At 70.7% G+C, this 15,952-nt stretch carries 15 protein-coding genes; 6 read left to right on the plus strand and 9 right to left on the minus strand.

All coding sequences use genetic code 11. From position 1 onward, the window contains the following. Nucleotides 1-51 precede the first annotated feature (51 nt). A complete protein-coding gene (locus AB0B86_RS21660) occupies nt 52-1,173 on the plus strand; it encodes an LCP family protein (protein ID WP_357419657.1) in 1,122 nt (373 codons plus the stop codon). 6 nt (nt 1,174-1,179) lie between these two features. Here AB0B86_RS21660 and AB0B86_RS21665 read toward each other — a convergent pair whose 3' ends face one another. The 4 genes from AB0B86_RS21665 to guaB all read right to left on the minus strand — a co-directional run bounded on the left by AB0B86_RS21665 (nt 1,180) and on the right by guaB (nt 7,029). Then, nucleotides 1,180-2,634, minus strand: a complete 1,455-nt coding sequence (locus tag AB0B86_RS21665) for a M1 family metallopeptidase (RefSeq protein WP_357419661.1) — start codon at nt 2,632-2,634, stop codon at nt 1,180-1,182. 110 nt (nt 2,635-2,744) lie between these two features. After that, a complete protein-coding gene (locus AB0B86_RS21670; protein ID WP_357419665.1) occupies nt 2,745-4,160 on the minus strand; it encodes a M1 family metallopeptidase in 1,416 nt (471 codons plus the stop codon). 157 nt (nt 4,161-4,317) lie between these two features. Then, nucleotides 4,318-5,436 (minus strand): GuaB3 family IMP dehydrogenase-related protein, encoded by a 1,119-nt coding sequence (locus AB0B86_RS21675; protein ID WP_357402958.1) that lies wholly within the window; start codon nt 5,434-5,436, stop codon nt 4,318-4,320. A 30-nt stretch (nt 5,437-5,466) separates the two neighbouring features. Further along, nucleotides 5,467-7,029 (minus strand): IMP dehydrogenase, encoded by a 1,563-nt coding sequence (gene guaB / locus AB0B86_RS21680; protein WP_357402956.1) that lies wholly within the window; start codon nt 7,027-7,029, stop codon nt 5,467-5,469. Between the two features lie 186 nt (nt 7,030-7,215). On the opposite strand from guaB, the gene AB0B86_RS21685 reads away from it, so the two are divergent. Then, complete coding sequence (locus tag AB0B86_RS21685; protein ID WP_357419673.1) at nt 7,216-7,635, plus strand: DUF5319 domain-containing protein; 420 nt, start codon at nt 7,216-7,218, stop codon at nt 7,633-7,635. A 10-nt stretch (nt 7,636-7,645) separates the two neighbouring features. Here AB0B86_RS21685 and AB0B86_RS21690 read toward each other — a convergent pair whose 3' ends face one another. Continuing rightward, entirely contained in the window at nt 7,646-8,461 is an 816-nt protein-coding gene (locus AB0B86_RS21690) for a response regulator transcription factor (protein WP_357402952.1), read from the minus strand. A 256-nt stretch (nt 8,462-8,717) separates the two neighbouring features. Here AB0B86_RS21690 and AB0B86_RS21695 point away from each other — a divergent pair, with 256 nt between their 5' ends. Both AB0B86_RS21695 and AB0B86_RS21700 read left to right on the plus strand, forming a co-directional pair. Further along, a complete protein-coding gene (locus AB0B86_RS21695) occupies nt 8,718-9,104 on the plus strand; it encodes a WhiB family transcriptional regulator (RefSeq protein WP_357402950.1) in 387 nt (128 codons plus the stop codon). A gap of 474 nt (nt 9,105-9,578) precedes the next feature. Continuing rightward, nucleotides 9,579-10,163 carry a hypothetical protein gene (locus tag AB0B86_RS21700; RefSeq protein WP_357402948.1) on the plus strand — a complete coding sequence of 195 codons (585 nt, stop codon included), beginning with the start codon at nt 9,579-9,581 and terminating at the stop codon, nt 10,161-10,163. A gap of 87 nt (nt 10,164-10,250) precedes the next feature. On the opposite strand, the gene AB0B86_RS21705 is transcribed toward AB0B86_RS21700, so the two are convergent. The 4 genes from AB0B86_RS21705 to groES all read right to left on the minus strand — a co-directional run bounded on the left by AB0B86_RS21705 (nt 10,251) and on the right by groES (nt 14,521). Further along, nucleotides 10,251-10,643: a hypothetical protein gene (locus tag AB0B86_RS21705; RefSeq protein WP_357402946.1), complete on the minus strand. Its 393-nt coding sequence runs from the start codon at nt 10,641-10,643 to the stop codon at nt 10,251-10,253. An 87-nt stretch (nt 10,644-10,730) separates the two neighbouring features. Continuing rightward, nucleotides 10,731-12,374: a molybdopterin-dependent oxidoreductase gene (locus tag AB0B86_RS21710; RefSeq protein ID WP_357419676.1), complete on the minus strand. Its 1,644-nt coding sequence runs from the start codon at nt 12,372-12,374 to the stop codon at nt 10,731-10,733. Nucleotides 12,375-12,498: 124 nt separating this feature from the next. Beyond that, entirely contained in the window at nt 12,499-14,136 is a 1,638-nt protein-coding gene (gene groL, locus AB0B86_RS21715) for a chaperonin GroEL (protein WP_357402942.1), read from the minus strand. Nucleotides 14,137-14,206: 70 nt separating this feature from the next. Further along, the gene (gene groES, locus AB0B86_RS21720) at nt 14,207-14,521 is read right to left on the minus strand and encodes a co-chaperone GroES (protein WP_030330046.1); all 315 of its coding nucleotides are present in this window, start codon (nt 14,519-14,521) and stop codon (nt 14,207-14,209) included. Between the two features lie 334 nt (nt 14,522-14,855). Here groES and AB0B86_RS21725 point away from each other — a divergent pair, with 334 nt between their 5' ends. Beyond that, entirely contained in the window at nt 14,856-15,656 is an 801-nt protein-coding gene (locus tag AB0B86_RS21725) for a helix-turn-helix transcriptional regulator (RefSeq protein WP_357419680.1), read from the plus strand. Then, the gene (locus tag AB0B86_RS21730; protein ID WP_357419683.1) at nt 15,647-15,835 is read left to right on the plus strand and encodes a DUF397 domain-containing protein; all 189 of its coding nucleotides are present in this window, start codon (nt 15,647-15,649) and stop codon (nt 15,833-15,835) included. The genes AB0B86_RS21725 and AB0B86_RS21730 overlap by 10 nt, the downstream gene beginning before the upstream one ends. The last annotated feature ends 117 nt before the right edge of the window (nt 15,836-15,952 follow it).

A 15,952-nucleotide genomic window follows, 5' to 3' on the forward strand; every position in this document is an offset into this window, starting at 1 on the left:
AACCCGGAGCACCCGTCGGAGCGTTGTTCACCAGACGGGTGGAAGGAATCCATGATGGTCCTCGGGTCGATGGCGCCGCGCCGGCGGTGGTTGCTGCTCGGGTTGACGGCCCTTGCCGTCGTCGCCCTGATCGCGGCCGGCACTGTGGTGATCACCCGGCTGACCGGCGACAGCGAGCCCGGCGGGGCTCCGGTGGCCGGCTCGCCGACGCCGTCGCCGGTCACGACGCCCACCCCGAGCCCCAGCGGCCCACCGCCGGGCGCGGACATCACCGGCCCGCTCAACCTGCTGCTGGTCGGGGTGGACACCCGGGTCAGCGTGCCCGGTTGGGAACCGCACGCGGACGCCGTGCTGGTGCTGCACGTACCCAAGGGGCTGGGCCAGGCGTACCTCTTCTCGCTCCCCCGCGACCTGCTTGTCGACATCCCGGCGTTCCCGAAGGCCGACTACAAGGGCGGCAAGACCAAACTCACCCACGCGATGAGCTTCGGCAGCCGGGTGGCGGGCAAGCCCAAACAACCAAGCACCGCCCAGGGGTACGAGCTGCTGCGCAGCACCGTCAGCGGATACACCGGGCTGCGCATCGACGCGGGCGCGGTGCTCACGTTCAACGGCTTCGACCGTTTGGTGAACGCGCTCGGCGGGGTGGACATCTACGTCGACCAGCGGGTGGCCTCGCTGCACCGCCGGCCGGACGGCAAGTACCGGGAGAGCGCACCCGGCGGGTACACCGGGCCACAGCAGGTCTACGAGAAGGGCGAGCAGCACCTGAACGGCTGGCAGGCACTCGACTACGCGCGGCAGCGCTACATCACCGGCGGCGACTACGCCCGGCAGCGACACCAGCAACAACTCATCAAGGCGCTGACCCGCAAGATCCTGGACGAAGGGCTGGCCCGGCAACCGGAACGGGTCGACCAGGTGGTCGCCGCGCTCGGCGACACACTGGTGTACGTGGGTGGACAGCGGATCGTGGACATCGCCTACGCCCTGAGTGGGGTGCCGGAGAACCGCTTCACGCTTGTCGGTCTGCCCGGGTCCGGCGTCGGCAAGGGCAGCGCCTACCGGGGCGAACAGCTCACCGGCGTCGGCCGGAAGTTCATCACCGAACTCCGGGCCGGCCGCGCGGACACCTACCTCGCCGCCAACCCCACTCTGGTCGTCAAGAACTGACAGCGGTCAGAGCCGCTTGGGCAGGACGGGTTTCTTGGTGCCGTAGAGCCAGGCGTCGAAGAGCGTGTCGAGCTGCCTGCCGGAGATACGTTCGGCGAGCGCCACGAACTCGGCGGTGGTGGCGGTGCCGTTGCGCTTCTCCGCCGCCCAGGTCTTGACGATCTCGAAGAACGCCTTGTCGCCGACGGACACCCGCAGGGCGTGCAACGTCATCGCACCACGCTGGTAGACCGACTCGCTGAACAGCTCCTCCGCCCCCGGCTTGCCCGGCGGCGTCTTCCACAACTTCTCGGATGGCCTGGCGTACCGGCTGTCGAACGCCTCCTTGACAGTGGAATCCCTGGTGTGCTCGACCCAGAGCCACTCCGCGTACGTCGCGAAGCCCTCGTTGAGCCAGATGTCCTCCCACTTGCCCAGCGATACGCTGTCGCCGAACCACTGGTGCGCCAGCTCGTGGGCGACCACAGCGGTGTTCGAACCCTGCCGGAAGAAACCCGCCGGGTAGACCGGCCGGCTCTGCGTCTCCAGCGCGTAGGAGATCCGGCTGTCCGAGACCACCACACCGCCGTACGCGTCGAAGGGGTACGGCCCGAACACGGTCTCCAGGTAGTCGGCGACCTTGGTGGTCTCGGCGATCGCCGAGTCCGCGGAACCGTTGGCCGCGATCGCCACCGCGCTGTAGACCGGCTTCCCCCGGTGCGTGGCAGTGGTGATCCGGAACTCGCCGATCACGAGCGTGCTGAGGTAGCTGGCCATCGGCGACTTCTCCGACCACTTCCAGGTGGTCCACCCCGCCGTACTGGTCTTGCCGCCGGGAACGCCGTTGCTGATCGCGGTGACACCGTCGGGAACGGTGATCTCGAAGTCGTACGTGGCCTTGTCTGACGGGTGGTCGTTCACCGGGAACCAGGTGCTTGCCGACTCGGGCTCCCCGAGCGCGATGGCACCGTCGGGGGTGTGCAGGAATCCACCCTCACCGAGAGCCTCGTTCTTCAGCGGCTTCGGCACGCCCTCGTAGGCGATCTCGGCGACGAACCCGTTGCCGTTGATCAGGCCGGAAGTGGGCTTGATGACCAGCTCGTTCCGCTCCCGGCGGTGCGTCGCCGGTGCACCGTCCACGGTGACCGCGCTGACCGTCAGGCCGGCGAGGTCGAGGTTGAACGTCGACAGGTCGGCCGTCGCGGTGGCCTGCACTGTGGTCGTACCGGTAAGTCGGTCCTTCGCGGGGTCGTAGCGCACCTTGACCACGTACCGTGCGACGTCGTAGCCGCCGTTGCCGTAGCTCGGGAAGTAGGTGTCGCCGACCCCCGCCGCGCCCGCGGTGAACGTCCGCGCGGCCGTCGACGACGCGCTGGGCGAGGGCGCGGCCTCGGTGCCCGTCGAGTCGCATCCGGACAGGACGAGAGCCCCCGTCACCAGCAGAGCCGAGCCCATCCGCAGTCTGCGTCGCGTCACCCGCATCCCACACCCTCCCCCGTACGGTGGCGGCGACGGCTCACGCCGCCCCGCGCGAGCGGGTGTCTCCCCGCCGTTCGCAGGCGGCAGCATATCGACCGGCCATCACGCCTGCGTCACGGCAGTGTGGGCGCCGAAGCACCCACCAACCAGGCGTCGAAGAGGGGTCGGAGCGGCCGGCCCGATACCCGCTCGGCAAGCGCGACGAGGTCGCCGGTGCTCGCGTTGCCCGTCGCCCGCTCGGTGGTCCAGGTCCGCAGGATGCGGAAGAACGTGTCGTCACCGACGGTCCGACGCAACGCGTGCACGGCCAGCGCCCCGCGCTTGTAGACGGCCGCACCGAACATCCGCTCCCGGCCCGGCTCGACCGACGGCTGCGACCAGTCGGTAGCCGCGTACTGCAACTCGAAGGTGCGCTCGGCGGTCGGGCCGCCGTCGTGTTCCGCCCACAGCCACTCGGCGTAGCTGGCGAAGCCCTCGTTCAACCAGATGTCGCTCCACCTGCCCACCGACACGCTGTCGCCGAACCACTGGTGCGCCAACTCATGCGCGACGACGCTCGGGTTGGGGCGGTCGTCGGCGAAGAACGCGGGCCCGTAGACCGGGCGGGACTGGGTTTCCAGCGCGTACCCGACGCGGTCGTCGGCGATCACGATCCCGCCGTACGAGTCGAACGGGTACGGGCCGAAGCGGCTGGCCAGGAAGTCGGCGATCGCACCGGTGCGGGCCAGTGAGCTGGCTGCGCCGCCGGCCGGTGGCAGGCTCGCCGCCACCGCGGTGACCATCGGCCGGCCGGCGTGCGTGCTGGTCTCCACCCGGTAGTCACCGATCACCAGCGTCGTCAGGTAACTGGCCATCGGGGTGCGCTCCGACCAGTGCCAGGTGGTCCAGCCGTCGGCGCTGCTCTTCGGCCCGGGAACCCCGTTGCTCAGCGCGGCCAGGCCGTCCGGCACTGTCACCGCCAGGTCGTAGCTGGCCTTGTCCGACGGGTGGTCGTTGACCGGGAACCAGGTGGCGGCCGAGTCGGGTTGGCCGAGCGCGACAGCGCCGTCGGCGGTGTGCAGGAAACCACCGCTGCCCAACGTCCCGTCCGCGACGGCGGTGGGCACGCCCGCGTAGTCGACTGTCACTGTGAACTGCCTGCCACGCGGGAGACCGTCGCGCGGCGTCACCACCAGCTCGTCGTCGTCGCGGCGGTGGTCGGCCCGCGCGTCACCCAACCGGACCGCGCTCACGTCCAGACCGACCAGGTCCAGATTGAACCGGGACAGGTCCTGGGTGGCCGTGGCGGTGATGACGGCTCGACCGCTCAGCCGATCGGTCGACGGGTCGTAGCGGACGTCCAGGCCGTAGTGGGTGACGTCGTAGCCACCGTTGCCGTGTCCCGGCACGTACGGGTCACCGGCGTCGGCCGCACCGGGCCGGAAACCGTCCCGGTGCGCGCTCGGGCAGCCGGCCAGCAGCAGCCCGAGGAGACAGGTGAGCGCGGTGGCCAGCCGGCGGCCGGCAGGCGAGCGTCCGGTCCGGACCATGCAGACTCCTCCCGCGGGTCCCCGGGTCAGGACGAGCGTAGCCAGCCGCGCCGACCGGATGACCGGTATCGGCCTTTTGCGGGGTCCGGGGGCGTGCCGCGACGAAGGCCGGCCCCGCACTGCGCGGGGGCCGGCCTTCACGTGTACGCGCAACGGGTCAGCGGTCGAGGACCAGGCCGACCTTCTGGAACTCCTTCAGGTCGCGGTAACCGCACTTGGCCATCGCCCGACGCAGCCCACCGAACAGGTTGAGTTGGCCGTCGGCCTCGTCCGCCGGCCCGAAGAGCAGCTCCTCCATCGACCCGAGCGGCTCACCGGCCACCTCGAACGCGCCCCGGGGCAGCGACGGGTGACTCGCCGCCGAGTGCCACCAGGCGCCACCGGCGGGCGCCTCGTCACACAGCGACAGCGGCTCACCGAGCATCACCGCGTCCGCGCCGCAGCCGAGGGCCTTGGCGATGTCACCCGAGGTCTGCATGTCGCCGTCGGCGATCAGGTGCACGTACCGGCCGCCGGTCTCGTCGAGGTAGTCGCGACGGGCCGCCGCGGCATCGGCGATCGCGGTGGCCATCGGCACCCGGATGCCCAGCACCGACTCGGTCGTCGACCACTCGTCGCCACCGATGCCCACGATCACCCCGGCCGCGCCGGTACGCATCAGGTGCAGCGCGGTCTTGTAGTCGGTGCAACCACCGACGATCACCGGCAGGTCGAGGTCGGCGATGAACTCCTTGAGGTTCAACGGCTCGTCGGTCGTCGACACGTGCTCGGCCGAGACGATGGTGCCCTGGATGACCAGGATGTCCACCCCGGCGTCCAGGATCACCGGGGCCAGCGCGAGGGTGTGCTGCGGGGAGACCCGCACCGCCACCGTGCCGCCACCGGCGCGCAGCTCACGAACCCGCTCGGCGATCAGGTCCGGGCGGATCGGCTCCGCGTACACCTCCTGGAGCCGCTTGGTGGCGCGGGCGTCCTCGTCGAGGCCGGCCAACTCGTCAAGCACCTTCGTCGGGTTCTCGTAGCGGGTCCACAGACCCTCGACGTTGAGCACGCCCAACCCGCCGAGCTGACCGAGCCGCACCGCCGACGACGGGCTCATCGTGGCGTCGGAGGGGTGGCCGACGCAGGGAATGCCGAACGGGTACGCGTCGAGCTGCCAGGAGGTCGACACGTCGTCGACGTCCCGGGTGCGGCGGCTCGGCACGATGGCGATGTCGTCCAGGTGGTAGCCGCGCTGCGCGGTCTTGCCCAGCCCGATCTCGACCACGTCACGCATGGGGGACTCCAGGTGGTTGGGGGTGTTGGATCAGCGGGTGTGGTAGTTGGGCGCCTCGACGGTCATCTGGATGTCGTGCGGGTGGCTCTCCTTCAGGCCGGCCGCGGTGATCCGGATGAGCTGGCCCCGGCGGTGCAGATCGGGGATGTTCTCCGCACCGGCGTACCCCATGGCCAGTCGCAACCCGCCGACCAGCTGGTGCGCCACCCGGGAGAGCGGCCCCCGGTAGGGCACCTGACCCTCCACGCCCTCCGGGACCAGCTTGTCGTCGCTGAGCACGTCCTGCTGGAAGTAGCGGTCCTTGCTGTACGACTTGGCCTGACCCCGGGACTGCATCGCCCCGAGCGACCCCATGCCGCGGTAGGTCTTGAACTGCTTGCCGTTGACGAAGATCAGCTCGCCGGGGCTCTCCTCGCAACCGGCCAGCAGACTGCCGAGCATCACGGTGTCGGCGCCGGCCACCAGGGCCTTGGCGATGTCGCCGGAATACTGGATGCCACCGTCGCCGATCACCGGCACACCGGCCGGGCGGGCGGCCCGGGCCGCCTCCATGATCGCGGTCACCTGCGGCACGCCGACCCCGGCGACGATCCGGGTGGTGCAGATCGCGCCCGGACCCACGCCCACCTTGACGCCGTCCGCGCCGGCGTCGACGAGCGCCTTCGCGCCCGCGTACGTGGCCACGTTGCCGCCCATCACGTCGACCGCCACGTCGGCCTTGAGCCGACGGACCATGTCCAGCACGGCCCGCTGGTGACCGTGCGCGGTGTCCACGATCAGCACGTCGACGCCCGCGTCGACAAGGGCCCGGGCCCGCTTGTACGCGTCCTCGCCGACACCGATGGCGGCGGCGACCCGCAGTCGGCCGGCGTCGTCCTTGCTGGCGTCCGGGTACTGCTCGCTCTTGGTGAAGTCCTTGACGGTGATCAGGCCACGCAGCCGGCCCGAGTCGTCGACGATCGGCAGCTTCTCGACCTTGTGCTGGCGCAGCAGCGCCAGGGCGTCGTCCTTGCTCACCCCGACCCGCGCGGTGATCAGCGGAGTGTGGGTCATGATCTCGCGGACCGGGGTGTTCGGCTCGGAGACGAACCGCATGTCCCGGTTGGTGACGATGCCGACCAGTTGGCCGTCGCCGTCCACCACCGGTACGCCGGAGATGCGGTAACGCCCGCACAACTCGTCGACCTCGCGCAGCGTGTCGTCCGGGCTGGCGGTCACCGGGTTGGTGATCATGCCGGACTCGGACCGCTTGACCAGGTCGACCTGGAGCGCCTGGTCCTCCATCGAGAGGTTGCGGTGCAGCACGCCGATGCCACCCTGGCGGGCCATGGCGATCGCCATCCGGGCCTCGGTCACCGTGTCCATCGCACTGGACAGCAGCGGAATCGACAGCTCGATGTTGCGGGTGAGCTTCGTGCGGGTGTTGACCCGGCTGGGCACCACGTCCGACTCGCCCGGCTGCAACAGCACGTCGTCGAAGGTGAGGCCGAGCGGAACCACCCGGGCGGAGCCGGCCGGCAGCTCGGGCAGGTGGCCGCCCAGGTCGGCGTGCTCGACGCCGGCCGGCAGATCGGTGCTGGGCGAATTTTCCACGATTGCTCCCCTGAGCTGCTCGGATGGGCTTCAGCGAGGTGGCGCGGGCGGGCACCGGAGCGCGCCACGCTGCCGGCCCGTCGCCTCATCGTACCCAGTGAGCTGGGCGACCCCTCCGTGGCAGGCCGGCTCGGCGCGGAGGCCGGGGGGCGGACGTTCCCGCCGCGTTGGGTCTACGGTGAGGGGGTGCACGACGAGCCCATCGACCCGTTCAATGGCGACCCGGCCGATCCGACAGCGGGTCTGGATGACCCGGGCGATGACGCGACGCCGGATCCGCTGACCGACGTCGAACGGCAGGATGTGCTCGAAGACCTCGCCGACCTGGAGATCTACCAGGCCCTGCTGGCCCCGATCGGGGTCCGTGGGCTGGTGATCGAATGCGAGGACTGCCGGGAACCGCACTACTTCGACTGGGACCTGCTCCGCGGCAACCTGCGGCACCTGCTCAACTCCGGTCGGCCCCGGGTGCACGAGCCCGCCTACGACCCCGACCCGGATCACTACGTGACCTGGGACTATGCCCGGGGTTACGCCGACGGGGTGCACGACACCCTGACCGAGGGCACCGAGGACGAGTCGGACCCCCCGACCGTCACCGAGTGACGGGCCCGGCTCAGGCGACCAGGCCGGCCCGGAAGCCTGCTGCCACCGCGTGTGCCCGGTCTCGAGCGCCGAGCTTGCGGAACAGCCGTCGGGCGTGCGTCTTGACGGTGTCCTCCGACACGAACAGCTCCCGACCGATCTCCGCGTTGCTCTTGCCCTCGGCCATGCCGAGCAGCACCTGAAGCTCGCGCTCGGTCAGCCCGATCGACGCTCGGCTGGGCCGGGCGTTCGGGGCGGGCCGGGCGGGATCGGTCTGATCCGCCGACTCGCCGGTCGCCGACTCGACCTCGTCGTCACCCCGCTGCACCGGCACCGACGGCACCCCCGCCTGCCCCTCGCCGGGCGTGGCCGTCCAGCCGGGATCGCCGGAGCCACGCGAGGACGGCCCGGACCGACCCGAGCCGCCCACCGCCGCGGCGTCCCGGGCCGGATCGGTGACCCGTTGCCGTGACGTCCGGCCGGGGGCGGTGAGCAGCAGCAGCGCCTTCGCCACCGCGCTGGTCAGGTCGTGGTCGACGTTCTGGATGAGACCCCGGGCCCCGGCGCTGATGGTGGCCGCCGCGGCCTCGGACTCTTCGGTGCCGAGCAGCAGCACCGCGGCGTGCGGCGCGCGGGCCAGCACCCGACGGACGAAGCCGGCGCTGTCCGGCCGGGTCAGGGCCGTGTCGGCCAGCACCACGTCAGCCGGTCGCTCGGCGAGCCGCAGCATCACCTCAGGATCGGAGACGGCGGTACGAACGATTGCGGACAACCCCAGCCGCGCGGCAGCAGAAGTAAGGTGCTGGGCCGCGAGCGGTGTCCGAACGCACACAAGGACGGTACGCACTGTGGTCTCCTCTCCGCCAACGAGCAGACCATGACGGGGTCGGCTGAGGAGGGGGTTCCCGGCAATCCTTCGAACTTTTCCGACAGTTGGGGCAAAAGCCGCAATTTCTAGGACGTTTTCGATCACAGATGTGTGAGCCGTCAACGGTCCGGGTACCGGGAGGGCCACAGGCCGGGAACGGTGCGCCTGCGCGGCCCGCCGCCCGGATGCCGGCCACATGGATTTCTCGCGGAGCCGCGCGGGAGGAGGGGTGCTGATGTCGAACGTACGTAGACTGCCCGGGCCCATCGTCGATCTCTGGGACTGGCAGCGGCTCGGTGCCTGCCGAGGTCGGGACAGCGCCCAGTTCTTCCACCCCGACGGCGAGCGAGGCTCCTCCCGGCTGCGTCGGGAGTCGGCCGCCAAGGCGGTCTGCCGCGCCTGCCCGGTTCGGGCCGAGTGCGCCGCGCACGCCCTGTCGGTTCGCGAGCCCTACGGCGTCTGGGGTGGTTTCAGCGAGTCGGAACGGCTCCGACTGCTGGCCGTCGGTTGGGAGGACCTCGCCGACCGCCGGCACGCCCGGGTCGACGTCGCCCGACTGGAGGCCCGACTGGGCAGCCCACACAAGTCGGCCATCCCGATCCAGCAACGCCACGTCGCCTGACCCCACACGTCCCTGATTTCGCGAAACCGCGCTCCCGGTTCGGGGGCGCGGTTTCGCGTCAGCCCACGTGGTGAACCTGCCGCACTGATGGGCGCTTTGTCCGGTCTGAGGGTCGTTGACCTGTGACCGGGTGCACCCGTGGCCCGGAATCATGGCCGGGCCGGGGTCGTTACACACCCTGACGATCGCAGCACCACCGCCCCGCCGCCCCGCCCCCGGGGCTGGAATGCGGGCCGGGGCCTGGTCGTTGCAGTCCCCACGAACGACCGCCCGGTCACCGCCCCACGGGGGTGCCGATGGATGGGCCGCCCCCGGAATGACAGCGGCCCCCCGGTCGTTACACACGGACCCGGCACCGCAAGCCCCCGGGCTCTGCTGGTCGCCGAAAGACTTCCCCCCTTTTGCAGCGCCGGACGAGGTGCTCACATCCGCAGCCCTCAGGCGGGTGTCCTTACCCCCGAAGGAGCTACCCCCATGAACACGATCTTCCGTAACAGCGTGCTGTCCGTTGCTGGTCTCGCGTTCGCCGGTGGTGTGTTCGCCGGCCCGATCGCCGCCCACACCAACGCCGTGGACGCCAAGCCGGTCGCGGTAGCGGTGCAGGCCGACAAGCCGGACCCCGCCAAGCTGATCCCGCACGGCACCCAGGGCAACCAGTCCCACATCGACCTGAACGACGAGCAGACCGCCAACGTCAAGGCGATCATCGCCGCCACGAAGAAGGCCGGTCTGCCGGAGCGGGCCGCCGTGATCTCGATCGCGACGAGCCTGCAGGAGTCGAAGCTGGAAAACCTGGGTCACCTCGGTGACATGAACGACCACGACTCGCTGGGCCTGTTCCAGCAGCGCCCGAGTTCGGGTTGGGGTACGCCGGAGCAGATCACCGACCCCGAGTACTCGACGACGGCGTTCCTCAAGGGCCTGCGTCAGGTTGACGGGTGGCAGGACATGCCGCTGACCGTGGCCGCGCAGACCGTGCAGGTCTCGGCGTACCCGGACGCGTACGCCCAGTGGGAGCAGCAGGCTGCCGACCTGGTCGGCCAGTACTGGAACAGCTGACCCACCGCACGACCCGACCGTTGGCCGGCACCCCACCCGGGTGCCGGCCAGCGGCGTCTTCGGCTGGTCCGCGGCTGGATGCGCGACTCAGCGGGTAACCCCGAGCCGCCCGGATCGGTGACGCTGGGACATCCGACGGGCAGCGTTGGTGGCCAACGCCCCGGCGATCAGCGCGGTCAGCACCCCGACCAGTTGGATGAACTGTCCGGTCGCCACGTCGGCTCCGTGCCGCCCGAGCAGGTTGTCCACCCCGGTCGGGCTGATCAGGAACCCGACGGTCACGAACAGACCCAGCAGCGCGCCCACCGCGGGCGACCAGCGCCACGGTACGAACGCGACGAAGACGGCGCCAGCCAGCAGGATGATCATCCCGGGCGGTACCGCTATGGGGAACTCGACTCCGGCAGCCCACAGCATGGCGATGCCCGCGGCGCCGACGACGAGGCCGGCGATGGTGAAGGTCCGTGCGGTAACAGTCATGACTTCACCCTGTCCCGATACGGTCCGGCCCACGTCCGCCCGGCGACGTCATCGCGGATACGGCAGGCTGCGTACGCCGGCCGCGGGTCAGCGGACGGTGACGGTGACCGTGTGCCAGCCGGTCGCACCGTCCGGGGCGACGTCCTGCGTACGCTCGGTCTGGGTTTCGCCTGTCGCGTCCGTCGCCCGGACCTGGAGCCGGTGCTCGCCCGGCGTGGCGTCCCAGCGCCAGGACCACTGCACCCAGGTGTCCACCGACACGGTCGGGGCCAGTTGGGCCTGCTGCCAGTCGCCGCCGTCGACGCGTACCTCGACCCGGCTGATGCCCCGATGCTGGGCCCAGGCCACCCCGGCGACGGTTACCGGGCCGGCGGTCAGCCGGTTACGACTGCGGGGGGCGTCGATCCGCGACTGGGTCTTGATCGGCCCCTGGGCGGACCAGCCGCGCGGCACCCAGTACGCGTCGAAGTCGGCGAACCGGGTCAGTTCCAGCTCGGTCACCCACTTGCAGGCCGACACGTAACCGTAGAGGCCGGGCACCACCATCCGGACCGGGAAGCCGTGCTCGACAGGCAGTGGCTCGCCGTTCATGCCGACCGCCAACAGCGCGTCCCGCCCGTCGCGCAGCGCGGCGGTGGGGGTGCCGCAGGTCCAGCCGTCCACCGACCGGCCGACGACCTGGTCGGCGTCGGCGTCCGGGTCGACCTCGTCAAGCAACTCCCGCAGGGGTACGCCGAGCCAGCGGGCGTTGCCGATCAGGTCCCCGCCCACCTCGTTGGAGACACAGGCCAGCGTGACGTACCGCTCGACAAGTGGACGGGCCAGCAGATCCGCGTAGCTGTAGGTGCGCTCGGTACCGACCCGCCCGTGGATACGCAGCCGCCAGGTGTCCGGATCCACCTGGGGCACCACGAGCGCCGTGTCGATCCGGTAGAACCCGAAGTTCGGGGTGACGTACGGCGCGAGTTGGGCGAGTGCCAGGTCCGCGCCGGCTGGCACGGCCGGTGCGGGGGCCACCGGCGCGGGCAGTCGGATCGCGTCCCGGGCGGCGGACACTCCGCGCCGACCGGCCAGCCACCGGCCACCCAGACCGGCTACCGCGGCGGTGCCGAGCAGTGCTCCGCTGGCGGTGAGGAACCGCCGTCGAGAATCGGGGTCGACCTCCGCGGGACCGGCCGGCCCGGCCGGGGTCACCGGCACGGGCGCGGGCGCGGCGGGCGTCACCGGCACGGGCGGCGTGGGCGTGGTCGGGGCGGATGGCGTGCTCGGGGCGGGGGGTGACCAGGGCCAGGGGTTCAGCTCGAACGGGCCGGCGATGAACAACCAGAGCACCAGGGCACCCAGCCCGGCACCGACAAGCGAGGGCAACGCGTCGGCCGCGTCCGCACCGGAGCGGGTCACGGCGGCGGCCACGCCGATGGCACCGAACGCGGCGATGCCGGCGAGGCCGAATGCCAGCCGGCGGGCCGCCAGCATGCCGAACAGTGCGGCGAACGCTCCGAGCAGCAGGCCGGTGCCGACCAGCAGTGCGATCTTGTCGGCGGTGCCGAAGAGGTCGATGGCGAACTGCTTGAGCGACTCGGGGACGGCGTCGACGACCACCCCGCCGACCGCTACCACTGGCGCGGACCGGGGGCCGGTCAGCACCGCCACCGGCTCGGCGATTCCGATCGCGACGGCGGCGGCGGTCACTCCGGCCAGCGCGGCGTACCGCCGCGACGTGCTGCTCATCGGCCCAGTGTGCGCGATCATCCTGCCCGGTAGCCAACAACGTCAGCGTTCGGTAAGGACCTGAGCAGACGAACGGGGCACGCCGTCGTCCGACGGCGTGCCCCGCAACGGGTGTCGCTACCGGTCAGAAGCCCGGGCCGTGCTGGTGGCCGTGGCCGTGACCGCCACCGGCGGCGGCCGGCTCGGCCTGCTCCGGCTTCTCGACCACGAGGCTCTCCGTGGTGAGCAGCAGACCGGCGATCGAGGCGGCGTTGGTGACCGCGTTGCGGGTCACCTTCACCGGGTCGATGATGCCGGCCTTGACCAGGTCGACGTACTCGCCCTTGGCGGCGTCGAGGCCGTTGCCCCAGTCCAGGTCGGCGACCTTCTGCGTCACCACGTAACCGTCGTGGCCGGCGTTCTGGGCGATCCAGCGCAGCGGCTCGACGAGCGCCTTGCGGACGACCGAGACGCCTACCTTCTCGTCACCGGTGAAGCCCAGGTCGTCGTCGAGCACCGAGAGGATCTGCACCAGGGCGGCGCCGCCGCCGGGCACGGTGCCCTCCTCGACCGCAGCCTTGGTCGCCGCGATGGCGTCCTCGATGCGGTGCTTGCGCTCCTTCATCTCGACCTCGGTGGCCGCGCCAGCCTTGATGACGGCGATGCCACCGGAGAGCTTCGCCAGCCGCTCGGCCAGCTTCTCCCGGTCCCAGTCGGAGTCGGAGGCCTCGATCTCCTTGCGGATCTGGGCCACCCGGTCGGCGACATCGGCCTTCTGGCCGCCGCCGTCGACGATCGTGGTGTTCTCCTTGTCGACCACGATGCGCCGAGCGGTGCCGAGCACCTCCAGGCCAACCTGGTCGATCTTGTAGCCCAGCTCCGGGGCGACCAGCTCGGCGCCCGTGGAGATCGCGATGTCCTGGAGCATCGCCTTGCGCCGGTCACCGAAGCCCGGGGCCTTGACCGCGCAGACCTTGAGGGTCTTGCGCAGCGAGTTGACCACCAGGGTGGAGAGCGCCTGGCCGTCCACGTCCTCGGCGATGATCAGCAGGGGCTTGCTGTTCTGCAGGACCTTCTCCAGCAGCGGCAGCAGCTCCTCGATCGCCGAGATCTTCTGGGTGGTGACCAGGATGTACGCGTCCTCAAGGACGGACTCCTGGCTCTCCAGGTCGGTGACGAAGTTCGGCGAGATGAAGCCCTTGTCGAACTGGAGACCCTCGGTCACGTCCAGCTCGGTGGTGAGCATGGAGCCTTCCTCGACGGTGATGACACCGTCGCGGCCGACCCGCTCCATCGCCTCGGCGATCAGGTCGCCGATGGTGGCGTCCTGCGCGGAGATCGTCGCCACGTTCGCGATCGACTCCTTGCTGGTGACCTCGGCGGCACGGCCGAGCAGCGCCTCGGAGACCTTGGTGGCCGCCGCGTCGATGCCCCGCTTGAGGCCGGCCGGGTTGGTCCCGGCGGTCACGTTGCGCAGGCCCTCGCGGACCATCGCCTGGGCGAGCACTGTCGCGGTGGTGGTGCCGTCGCCGGCGACGTCGTTGGTCTTGGTCGCCACCTCCTTGACCAGCTGCGCGCCAAGGTTCTCGTACGGGTTGGTGAGCTCGATCTCCTTGGCGATGGTCACACCATCGTTGGTGATCGTCGGCGCACCGAATTTCTTGTCCAGGACGACGTTGCGCCCGCGCGGGCCGAGGGTGACCTTGACCGCGTCAGCGAGGGCGTTGACACCGTGCTCCAGCAGGTGCCGGGCGTCGTCCGAGAAGCTCAGGATCTTCGCCATAAATGTCCCTTCGAAGCGCCATTGCCCCGGCCCGGCGAGCCGGACCGGGGCAGTGACACTGATCGGTTGCTTACTTCTCGATGACCGCGAGGACGTCGCGGGCGGAGAGCACCAGGTACTCCTCGCCGGCGTACTTGACCTCGGTGCCGCCGTACTTCGAGTAAAGGACGGTGTCGCCGACCTGCACGTCAACCGGAACCCGGTTGCCGTTGTCGTCGACGCGCCCCGGGCCCACAGCGAGGACGGTGCCCTCCTGCGGCTTCTCCTTGGCGGTGTCGGGGATCACGATGCCCGACGCCGTGGTGGTCTCAGCCTCGTTCGCCTGGACCACGATGCGGTCCTCGAGCGGCTTGATCGCAACCTTGGTCGCGGTAGTCACGGGCATACCCTCCTGGGGTACTGGTTTCGTTGCTGGCCGGCGGGGCCGACCAGCGTCAATCTGCCTCATGCCACCGGGCGGGGCCGTCGTCGCGGGTGCCGGTCCGCCTGGCGTGCGCACCCGGGTCGCGAGACCCGGAAGCTGGCACCCTCAGGGTGAGAGTGCTAATCGCAGGTTATTCCGTGGCTAGCACTCCGTCAAGGAGAGTGCCAACGCGCCGCTGTCCGTGTCGCCACAGTTCCGCCAGTCGTTACCGCAACACGCCGGTAGCGCCTCGTCCCGGCGTGGCCGTCTCCCTACCGTCGGTTGCCATCACCGGAAGCTGCGGAAAGGGAGCCGAGTGTCCCGGATACCCACCCTGACGTTCCTGCTCGAACAGCTACGCCGCGCACGCCAGGCGCGCGGGCTCAGCCAGGAGGAGCTGGGCAAACTGGTCAACTACTCATCGTCGTACGTGAGTGCGGTCGAGACCGGCCAGAACCCGGTCAAGCCGGATTACGTCGCCCGCGTCGACTCGACCCTGGACACCGGTGGTCTCTTCGTCGGCATGCTGGAGCTGATCCGCTTCCACGCCGCGCCCGACTGGTTCCGCCCCTGGGAGGACAACGAGCGGGAGGCCGCGGCGCTGCGCTGGTACGACCCGGCCGTGATTCCCGGCCTGTTGCAAACCGAGGGGTACGCGCGGGCGATGCTCGGAGTGGGCGGCGAGCTGACCGCCGAGCAGGTCGAGACGCGGGTGGTGACCCGGCTCGCCCGGCAGGCCGTGCTGACCGCCGACCCTCGTCCGCACCTCGTCGCGGTGCTGGAGGAGCACACGCTGCGCCGGCAGCTCGGCGACCGGAAGATCATGCGCGAGCAGCTACAGCACCTGCTGACGGTGAGCAACGAGCCGAACGTGCAGGTCCGGGTCGTGCCGGCCGACGCTCCCTGGCACGTCGGGCTCAACGGGCCGTTCATCCTGGCCCGGCTCGGCAACGGGGCCGAGCTGGCCCACCTGGACAACCAGCTCCGGGGGCAGACAGTGGACGGCCCGAACGACGTTGCCGCCCTGGAGCGCCACTGGGAGACTGTGACCGGCGAAGCGCTGCCATGCCGGCAGTCCGCCCGGCTGATCGAGGAAGTGGTGCAGACATGGACCTGACCCACGCCACCTGGCGCAAGTCCTCCCGCAGCAACAGCAACGGCGGCGCGTGCGTCGAGGTCGCCGACAACCTGCCCGGCATGGTCGCCGTGCGCGACAGCAAGGACCCGGCCGGGCCGGCACTCACCTTCACCCCGGCGAGCTGGCGAGCCTTCATCACCGCCACCCCGACCGGCTGACACCACACCCGACACCGGCCGCACCCCCGCCAGATGCAGCCGGCCGACACCAACATCCCCGCCCGACGCGGCCGGCCGACACCAACACCCCGCCCGACGCAGCCGGCGACACCAACA

The sequence above is a fragment of the Micromonospora sp. NPDC049047 genome, assembly GCF_040649135.1.
In the GTDB taxonomy this organism is placed as follows: Bacteria; Actinomycetota; Actinomycetes; order Mycobacteriales; family Micromonosporaceae; genus Micromonospora.